The sequence below is a fragment of the Micromonospora sp. LOL_015 genome (genome assembly GCF_048060275.1).
Lineage (GTDB): Bacteria > Actinomycetota > Actinomycetes > Mycobacteriales > Micromonosporaceae > Micromonospora_E.
This window is the reverse complement of sequence record NZ_JBHMIO010000087.1, coordinates 1-8481: the sequence shown is the minus strand read 5'-3', so window position 1 is coordinate 8481 and position 8481 is coordinate 1. Positions and strand designations below refer to the sequence as shown.

Below are 8481 nucleotides of genomic sequence, written 5' to 3'. Positions count from 1 at the left end.
ATAATCGTCAAGTGTCGATGACTGCCGTCAAGTCCTATTGAGTCCACGGATTGAGGCTTAGTGAGCGGCGGGGCCGACCGGCCCCGCCGCTTCGCTGTTAGCGCTGATAGGCCGGCTCGTCCAGCTCCAGCAGCCGGCACAGCCACTCGGCTGCGATCCGTTGCTTCTGCTCGCGTACGGCAGGTACATGCCGCTCGTACGCGGCGTCGCGCAGCGCGCTGATCCGGAACTCGTACTCCGGCCGGCCGGACGCTGACACCTGGCCGGTGCGGACCAGCAAATCGAGGTTCTCAAGGTGCTGCACACCGTGCTTTGCGTCCGCGGCGCTGACGGAGCCGAGCGCGGCGACGGCGTCCTCGGAGAAGGCCGCACCGAGGACCACCGCGTCGAGCAGGACGGTCCTGGCCACCGGCGGCAACGCGTCGATCTGCGCGTCCAGCACGGTACGCACGGCGGGGGGCAGCCGGAGTGACAACGAGGTGCTGCCGGTCGCCTGCCGTACTGTGCCGGCGGGCCGATCCGGAGCATGGGCCAGCATACCGGCCAGTTCGAGCCCGAACAGGGGGTTCCCGCCGGCCTTGGCGACCACCGCGTCGACCGACGCGGGCGCAACGCCCCGACTGCGGTGGCCCAGGCGAGCAGCGGCCAGGTCCCGGATGTCGCAGTCGTCCAGCGCTTGCAGGACCGTGGTGCTGGCATATCGCTTGCCGCCGCCCCAGCCGGGCCGCCGGTTGAGCAACGCCTCCGGACGGGCGGTGACGATGGTGAGCAGGCTTGCCGGCCCGGTCGATCCGGCGAGCCTGTCGACCAGGTCGAGGACGGAGTCGGCGGCGCGGTGCACGTCCTCCACGATGAGCACGGTCGGGTGCCCGGCCGTGGCCGCCTCCAGGAAGGAGCACCACGCGGCGACGGCGTCCCTGCCACTGTCCGTCGTGCCGGTCACCAGGTCGCAGAGGTGTCCCAGCACCCGGTCCGGCTGGCTCAGCCCGGGCAGTCCGGCGACTGCCGAGGCCAGTCCGGCTCGGGTGCGGGACTCGTCCTCGTCCGGGGCGATCCCGCAGCACGCCTTGACGACATCGCCCAGCGCCTCGAGCCCGGTGCCATCCGGCGCAGCCGGGTCGCAGCTGCCGACCAGGCACTCGGCCGCCGGGTCCGCCGCCGAGACGCGGGCGATGAACTCGGCGAGCAGCCGGGTCTTGCCCATCCCGGCGGACCCGAGAACGGTGGTCAGGTGCGGGCGGTTGAGCCGGCGTGCCTGGGACCAGGAGTGCTGGAGGATTTGCATGTCGTGGTCGCGCCCGACGAACGGCTCGGCGGCTGCGCCGGACGGCGTGTCCCGCAGCGGCAGGGTACGGCGTTCGGTGGCCCGGCTCGCGGCGGTTGTCTGCTTGCAGATCGACACTTCGCCGGGGCGCGCCGCGATGAGCTGGGCCATGGCCCGGTCGAACGCCGCCCCGGTGACCGCAGGCAGAGCCCCCTCCAGCGGCCGGATGAGGGCTTTGCCGGTGGCGACGACCACCGTGCCGACCCGGTCGCCGCCGTCCGGCGACTGCCAGGCGAGACGGTCACTGATGGCCCGGGCGGTGCGCGTCGCGTACCAGGCGTCGAACTCCCCGGTGGCGGGCACCCCGAAGACAACCATCCACAGTGATCCCAGCATGCCGGCCATCGTGCCGCCGCACCGCGCAGCTTCGGCCTCGACCACCTGGGTGATGTGCTCGTGCGTCAGCGCCCCCGGGGCCGGGTCCGGCGACTGAGCCGTCTCCTCGATGGCGCGGACCAGCACCACACTGATCTGCTTGATCTCGGGGGCATCCCCGGCCTGGGGAGGCCGGCCCGCTGGGCCGTCCGGGGCGTCCGGCGCACCTGGAACGGCCGGCGGTGGCACCAGAGCCGGAGGCGGTGGAACGGGCGGCGGCGGTGCCGGCTCCTTCAGGATGATCGGCTCGGCGCCCGGGGTCGCCGGCGCGCCCGGGGTCAGGTCGTGATTGAGGATGGCGCGTTCCAGCTGCTGTAGCTCCGGGCTGGGATCCAGGCCGAACTCCTCGATGAGCGCGGTCCGAGTGCGCTGGTAGATCGCGAGCGCGTCGGACTGTCGGCCGCAGTGGTAGAGCGCCCGCATCAGCTGCCCGGCCATCCGTTCCCGCAGCGGACCGGTCTGCAACTGGGTCTCCAGCTCGCTGATCACCTGGGCGTGCCGGCCCATCGACAGATCGGCCTCGACGAGACACTCGATCGCCGTCAGGCGGACGTTCTCCAAGGCGGTCAGCTCGGTCCAGTTCACCCCCGCCTCGACCAGGTCCACCAGGGCGGGCCCGCGCCAGAGGGTGAGCGCGTCGCGCAGAGTGCCGGCTGCCTGCTCCCACCTCCCTGCGGCGAGATCATCCCGGGCGGCCTCCACCTGCTGCTCAAAACAAATCATGTCCACCGACTCGGGCTGCACGCGCAGGAAGTAGCCGGGCGCGTGGGTGAGCAGCACCGGCGCCCCGGCCGTCATGCTGTTCATGCCGATGACACCGCGCAGGTGGGAGATGGCGTTGTGCAGCATCTTGCGACCGGTGGCCGGGGTGCCACTGGGCCACAGCGCCTTCATCAGCCGGCTGACCGGGATCAACGAGTTGTGGTTGAGCAGAAGGTAGCCGAGTGTCGCCCGGGAGCGGATTCCGCCGAGCGCCAGGCTGGTCTCGCGGTTGACGACCTCAAGATGACCAAGAAGCCGGAAATGCACGTGATCGACCCTCCTGAGAATGCGGACGAAGGACACGAATACCGTACCGCCGGTCGACTCGGCAGACATGAAGAATTGTCGATTGACACTTATCGGGCTGAAGCTGTCGGTTCGCCTCAAAGAACAACGCACTTCGTGTCATGCTGATGGACTCCGCCGGGGGCGCGCATCTCACGCTGGCGATTCCTCAGGCGTGGGCGCGGGAACTCGACACGGGCTGCTGCACTGCTCCGTGTCCACGATGTACCAGATCGCGCGTGTGGCCGGGCAGAGCCGAGCGGCGCCGGCTGGCGACCCACCCGCCCCGGGTACGTCCTGAGCCGGTCGCGACCGGGCCTGGTCGGGTGTGGTTTTGGGACATCACCGCGGTGTCGAATCTGGTGCCGGAGATGCTCGTCGGCCTCCGGTGTCCTCCGGTCGCATTCCCGACCCCGAACGTCGAATGACAGCAAGTATTTCGAGGCGTAGTTCAAAGGCGATGAAATATGTGCCAGACTTCCCGGCCAGGTTTGGGTTCCTCGCTGACGCGAGAGCTTTCTGGGACGTATTCTTCACCGCCTACGATCATGAACATCGGCATTCCGGGATCGGCTGACGCACCCCGGCGTCGGTGCGCTACAGCACCACCGAGCAGGTCCGTGAGCACCGCCAACGCGCCCTCGACGCCGCCCACGCCGCTCACGCTGAACGGTTCAACCGCCGCCCACGCGCACCGAGACTGCCCGACCAGGCCTAGATCAACCAGCCAACCCAGCAGGACCAACCGTCTCAATCTGACGCGGCAACTACCGGAAAACGCGGCTTCATGATCCTCACCGGGCTGACGGACACTTCGACACACCGCCGCCAGTCCACGAGAGATCGGCAACATCACCTACGCCGCCTCCACCTCACCCACTTCGAATACCGACACCTACCAAATCCTTGCTGAGATCACGTCTCCGGGCCGGACCTCTGTCCCACGCTCGATACAAGCGCTGACATCGGCAGATCGCTCGCCGCGGATGGCCGTCACGCATGTCGTCTCTTGCCTGCCCGCGTAGACAGTCCATACAGGAGGCGCGTCGGCTGGGACCAATCCACCCTGGTCGGCGCGGTCACCCCTGCCCGGTCGGCGTCGGCACGGCGGGTCCCTTCCCGCGATTACCGGACCCACGAGCGGGCAACCGCGCGCCCATCGGCACGCCGGCACTGACGGCGAAAGGCCAGCTCAGGAACCGTTTACGGACCGTGGCCGCAGGACCGGCCGAGTCTTGCGCGCCGTCAGGGCAGTCAGGATCATCGTGAGGGCCGCGAACGCATCAAACCATCCACAACGGTATGCGGGGATCGCTCTTGACACGTCTTCTGACAGATAGACCCTCGCGCCCGGCCCTCGGCGGCGGCGGTGAGTAGCCCGCTGCCCGCCCTCGCACCGTACATCCTGCTCGGTTCTGGCCGCTGCGGTCGCGCTCGTCACCATGGCGATCGCCGACAGGTTCGCCGGCGCCTATCTCGGGGCCCGCACCAGCTTGGCCGCTGGGAGAGCGTCCGCTTCACGGTGGCGGGGGCGACGCTGTGCGCGCTGGGCGCCGGCATGAACGCGCGCGGCGTAGTCGTGGTCGCCACCGCCGGTCTGCGCCCGGGGTGTTGTCCGTGGCCATGTACACGGTGGTCGTCCTCATCGCTGTGGTCACCTCGGTGATGGCGCCGCCCATCCTGCGCCACTCCAGGGCGCGGATTCAACCCACGACGGCGAGCGGGAGCAGAGCTCGCCCTCGCGGGCCACTGAGACAAGGCAAAGCACGTCTGTACGACCGAAGCCCGTGGCCCGGCGATCCGGCCACGGCGACCGAACCACAACCGCTGGCGCCCTCCGCGACGCCGCAGTCAGGAGTATGTCCCGTGTCCAGCCCGGCTCTGCCCACATACCCGAAGTTGCGGGATCCCGCCGACCCGCTGCTCCCGCCCGCCGACTATCTCGCGATCCAGGCGGAGAAGCCCATCGCCAAGGTGCTGCTGCCGTCGGGCCGGCCGACTTGGCTGGTCACCGGGCACACGCTGGCCCGCCAGATCCTGACCGAGCCCCGCGTCAGCGTCGATCGCAAGCACCCGAACTTCCCGTATCCGGTGCCGAACCCGGACGCGGTCGTCGCCCAGGTGGCCCGGTGGACGTACATCCTGCTGGGTGACGACCCGCCCCTGCACACCGAGCGGCGGCGCCTGCTGATCAGCGAGTTCACCGTGCGGCAGGCGCAGGCGATGCGTCCCCGCATCCAGCAGCTCGTCGACTTCCACCTCGACCAGCTCATCGCCGCAGGCCCGGGCGCGGACTTCAGCAGCAACTTCGCGATGAAGGTCCCGTCGGCAGTCATCTGCGAGATGCTCGGCGTGCCGTTCGCCGACCACGACTACTTCCAGGAGCGCACCGCGCTGCAGCTGCGGCGGGACGTGACCGTCGCCGACCAGAAGCAGGCGATTGACGACCTGCTGGCGTACTTCGAGCAGCTCATCCAGGAGAAGAGCCGCCATCCCGGCGACGACCTGCTGAGCCGGCTGATCGTCAGCAACCGCGAGGCGCAGGCCTTCGACCACGAAGCGCTGGTCGCCCTGGGCCTGCTGCTGCTGGTGGGCGGGCACGAGACGACCGCCAACACCCTCACGCTCGCCACCGCGACCATGCTGGAGCGGCCGGAGATCGCCGTGGAGCTGCGGTCCGACCCCTCGCTGATGCCCTCGGCGGTCGAGGAGTTCCTGCGCTACTTCAGCGTCGCCATCGCCGTGTCCCGGATCGCGATGGCCGACCTGCAGGTCGGCGACGAGCTGGTCCGCGAGGGGGAGAGCATGCTGCTGGTGCTCAACACCATCGCCCGTGACGGCGAGATCTTCCCCGAGCCGCACAAGTTCGATATCCACCGGAACGCCCGCAACCATCTCGCCTTCAGCCACGGCATCCACCAGTGCATGGGGCAGAACCTGGCGCGGGTGGAGATGCAGATAGCCCTCGACACCGTGCTGCGGCGGCTGCCGGGGCTCAAGCTGGTCACCCCGTTCGAGGAGTTGCCGTTCAAGTACCGGAACCTGGTGTGGGGCATCGAGGAATTGAAGGTGACCTGGTGAGCGCGCCGGCCGGGACCGGCCCCGTGGCCATCGACCGGGAGCGCTGCCTGGGCTCGGGCCAGTGCCTGGCGATGGCACCCGAGGTGTTCGATCAGGACGAGGAGGATGGCCTGGTAATCTTCCGCGGCGGCACGCCGCCCGCGGCGGTGACGGCGGACATCGAGAACGCCGTGGACAACTGCCCCGCCGTTGCCCTCTCGATCACGAACTGACCGGCAAAGGCGGGGATCCACCGGTAACCCCACCCGGGTCGCCCGCCAGGGCACCGGCGGGGTGGCGATACGACCGTGATGAGGCATCAGGGTCGGACACTCCGAATCATGGCGGCATCGGAACGGGGCGTGGCCTTTGGCCGTGCTGGACCAGCACACCGGGACGGTCCGGCAAAGGTCGACGGCAAGACCAACGAGCTGACCCGCTTCCAACTGCTGCTGGCACCGTTCGGCCTGACCGCGACGGTCGTCACCGCCGACGCGTCACCCACCCAACGCGAGCACGCCGCTGGCTGACCGAGACCAAACAGGCCGGTCACGTGTTCACCGTGTAGTACAACCCGCCTGTAACAACCAGCTCACTGGCTGCCGAAGCGCAGTACGGCGACCGGGAACTGGTCGCGTGCGGCGAGTTCGTAGGCGGCGGCGCGGGACAGGCCGAAGATCCGCGCCGCGGTGGCGATGTCGGTGACCGGGCCGAGGGCGCGAATACGGTCGACGGTCCAGACGGTGTCGTCGGGCTGCTCGCTGTCCGGGCCGGGGCGGTCGGCGAACTGGTGGTCGGAGCTGGTCATGGCAGGGGGTGGTCCTTCCGGTGACATCAGGTGGAGGGGATCCACCGGCCGCAGAGGGGAGGCCGGCGGGTCGGCGCGGCGGACCGCAGCAGGTCAGCGCGCCTTAATAGTCAGGGGCTGATGCACGGCCTCGCAGGCCCAGACCGGCAGCGGAACAGTCCTTGGCGTCGCCCAGGTACCGCTCGGCCGGTCCACGCCTGCGGTACCGGTGGTCATCGGGTGAGGACGGGTCGCCGACGCCGTGCCGGCCGGGCCCCGTGCATCGGAGGCGCGCGGGGTGGGCAGGGCCGGTCCGGCACCCGTACAGCCGCAGAAGGCAGTGCGAGCGGGTTCGGCGAGCGGCCTGGAGGGACGGACCAGCGGCAACGCGCTCCAGGCCGACGCAACTAGTGCAGCCCCGCGCATAAGTTCTTGACGGGTTGTACGGGGTTGGGTTGTCAGTCGTCTTCGTCGTTGAGGGGCTGATCGGCGATGCCGGTCAGGTGCAGTCGTACGGCGCAATCGAGGGCGTCTTGTGGGCTGCCTTCGGGGTGTCCGTCGGGGAGCAGGCTGTCGGTGTAGGTGTCGGTGGCGGGGTCGTGGAGGGCGAAGCCGTAGACGTCGTCGAAGCCGAGGTATTTGAGGCGGCAGACGGGTACGCCGTCGTTTTCGCTGGTCCAGGCGGTGACGTAGCCGTGGCTGCCGCGCCAGCGGATGGTGACTTCTTCCAGGCCGGGCCAGACCTGTGAGGCGTGGTGGTCGAGGTCGGCGGCGAGGTCGTCCTTGACGCGTTTGCTGGGTACGGGCACGGCGTCCAGTGTGATCAACTCCGGGCGTGTCGTCACCTGCCGACACGCCCGTGCCTGCGGCATCGTCCATGATCGTCACCGTTGTCGATCATGGAATGAGGGCTTGCCGCTGATGGCCAGGCTGCAACCTGTCGACCGGGTCCGGCTGACCCGGCGCCGCCGCAAGGCCCTGACCCGGATCGCCGGGCAGGCCAGCGCAGAGTTCCGGCAGGTCCGCCGGGCCCGGATCCTGCTCGCCGCCGCGAACCGGGTCCCGAACGCGCAGATCGCCCGGCAGGTCGGCTGCACGGTGGCCACCGTGCGCAAGACCCGCCGCGACTACCGCACCCGGGGCATGCGCGCCCTTAACGACCGGCCCCGCCCGGGACGCCCGCCGCTCTACGACATCGACGTACACCTGCTGATCATCGCGACCGCGACCAGTGAGCCACCCGACACCGACGCCCAATGGACCCCGCTGATCGCCGGGCACCTGCGGCAGCGGCACGGCATCGCGATTTCCGCCAGCCAGGTCGGGCGGATCCTGGCCGGTGTCGACATCAAACCGCACCGGGTCCGGGGCTGGCTCAACCGGCCCGACGAGCCCGGCTTCTTCGCCCGTGCCGAGCAGATCTGCACTCTCTACCAGCATGTTCCCGCCGGAACGGTGCTGCTCAGCGTGGACGAGAAGACCGGTATTCAGGCCAAGTCACGCCGATACCGGACCCGCCGCGCGGGGCACCGCCGCCCGGAACGCCGCGAGTTCGAGTACCGCCGACACGGCACCGTCTCACTGATGGCCGCCCTCGACGTCGCCGACGGCACCGTCCGGCCGAAGATCATCGACCGCAACAACTCCGACGCCTTCCTCGACTTCCTCACCGAGATCGACCTCGAAACCCCTGCCCACCTGCGGATTCACCTGGTCCTGGACAACGGGTCCAGTCACACCTCGAAAGCCACCCGGGCCTGGCTGGCCGCACACCCGAGGTTCAGCGTGACCTACACCCCGAAACACGCGTCCTGGCTGAACATGGTGGTGCGACACGCAAGTCGCATGAGTACAGCGACACTCATCGAAGGGGGTGCGGCGTGACGTC

General features: G+C 69.4%; 8 protein-coding genes. 5 read left to right on the top strand and 3 right to left on the bottom strand.

Annotated features, from left to right (window positions below; translation table 11 throughout):
* Nucleotides 1-97: 97 nt before the first annotated feature.
* Nucleotides 98-2728, bottom strand: a complete 2631-nt coding sequence (locus tag ACFHWU_RS28220) for a BTAD domain-containing putative transcriptional regulator (RefSeq protein WP_416592174.1) — start codon at nt 2726-2728, stop codon at nt 98-100.
* A 610-nt stretch (nt 2729-3338) separates the two neighbouring features.
* Between ACFHWU_RS28220 and ACFHWU_RS28215 the strand changes: the two genes are divergently transcribed.
* The 4 genes from ACFHWU_RS28215 (at nt 3339) to ACFHWU_RS28200 (ending at nt 6336) form a co-directional block, all read left to right on the top strand.
* Nucleotides 3339-3464, top strand: a complete 126-nt coding sequence (locus tag ACFHWU_RS28215) for a hypothetical protein (RefSeq protein ID WP_416592173.1) — start codon at nt 3339-3341, stop codon at nt 3462-3464.
* Between the two features lie 1148 nt (nt 3465-4612).
* Nucleotides 4613-5827, top strand: coding sequence for a cytochrome P450 (locus tag ACFHWU_RS28210; RefSeq protein ID WP_416592172.1), 1215 nt, complete (start codon nt 4613-4615; stop codon nt 5825-5827).
* Nucleotides 5821-6039 carry a ferredoxin gene (locus ACFHWU_RS28205; protein ID WP_416592175.1) on the top strand — a complete coding sequence of 73 codons (219 nt, stop codon included), beginning with the start codon at nt 5821-5823 and terminating at the stop codon, nt 6037-6039. The genes ACFHWU_RS28210 and ACFHWU_RS28205 overlap by 7 nt, the downstream gene beginning before the upstream one ends.
* Nucleotides 6040-6147: 108 nt before the next feature.
* Nucleotides 6148-6336 carry a hypothetical protein gene (locus tag ACFHWU_RS28200; RefSeq protein WP_416592171.1) on the top strand — a complete coding sequence of 63 codons (189 nt, stop codon included), beginning with the start codon at nt 6148-6150 and terminating at the stop codon, nt 6334-6336.
* A gap of 62 nt (nt 6337-6398) precedes the next feature.
* On the opposite strand, the gene ACFHWU_RS28195 is transcribed toward ACFHWU_RS28200, so the two are convergent.
* On the bottom strand, nt 6399-6614 hold the full coding sequence (locus tag ACFHWU_RS28195; protein ID WP_416592170.1) for a hypothetical protein: 216 nt from the start codon (nt 6612-6614) through the stop codon (nt 6399-6401).
* Nucleotides 6615-7051: 437 nt separating this feature from the next.
* Nucleotides 7052-7402, bottom strand: a complete 351-nt coding sequence (locus ACFHWU_RS28190; RefSeq protein WP_416592169.1) for a hypothetical protein — start codon at nt 7400-7402, stop codon at nt 7052-7054.
* A 112-nt stretch (nt 7403-7514) separates the two neighbouring features.
* Here ACFHWU_RS28190 and ACFHWU_RS28185 point away from each other — a divergent pair, with 112 nt between their 5' ends.
* Nucleotides 7515-8477, top strand: coding sequence for an IS630 family transposase (locus ACFHWU_RS28185; RefSeq protein ID WP_416592168.1), 963 nt, complete (start codon nt 7515-7517; stop codon nt 8475-8477).
* Nucleotides 8478-8481: the final 4 nt, after the last annotated feature.

Bases quoted from the DNA above. Each gene is read 5' to 3' on its own strand.
- ACFHWU_RS28200 (WP_416592171.1), top strand. From the start codon at position 6,148: ATGGCGGCATCGGAACGGGGCGTGGCCTTTGGCCGTGCTGGACCAGCA.
- ACFHWU_RS28195 (WP_416592170.1), bottom strand. From the start codon at position 6,614: ATGACCAGCTCCGACCACCAGTTCGCCGACCGCCCCGGCCCGGACAGC.
- ACFHWU_RS28185 (WP_416592168.1), top strand. From the start codon at position 7,515: ATGGCCAGGCTGCAACCTGTCGACCGGGTCCGGCTGACCCGGCGCCGC.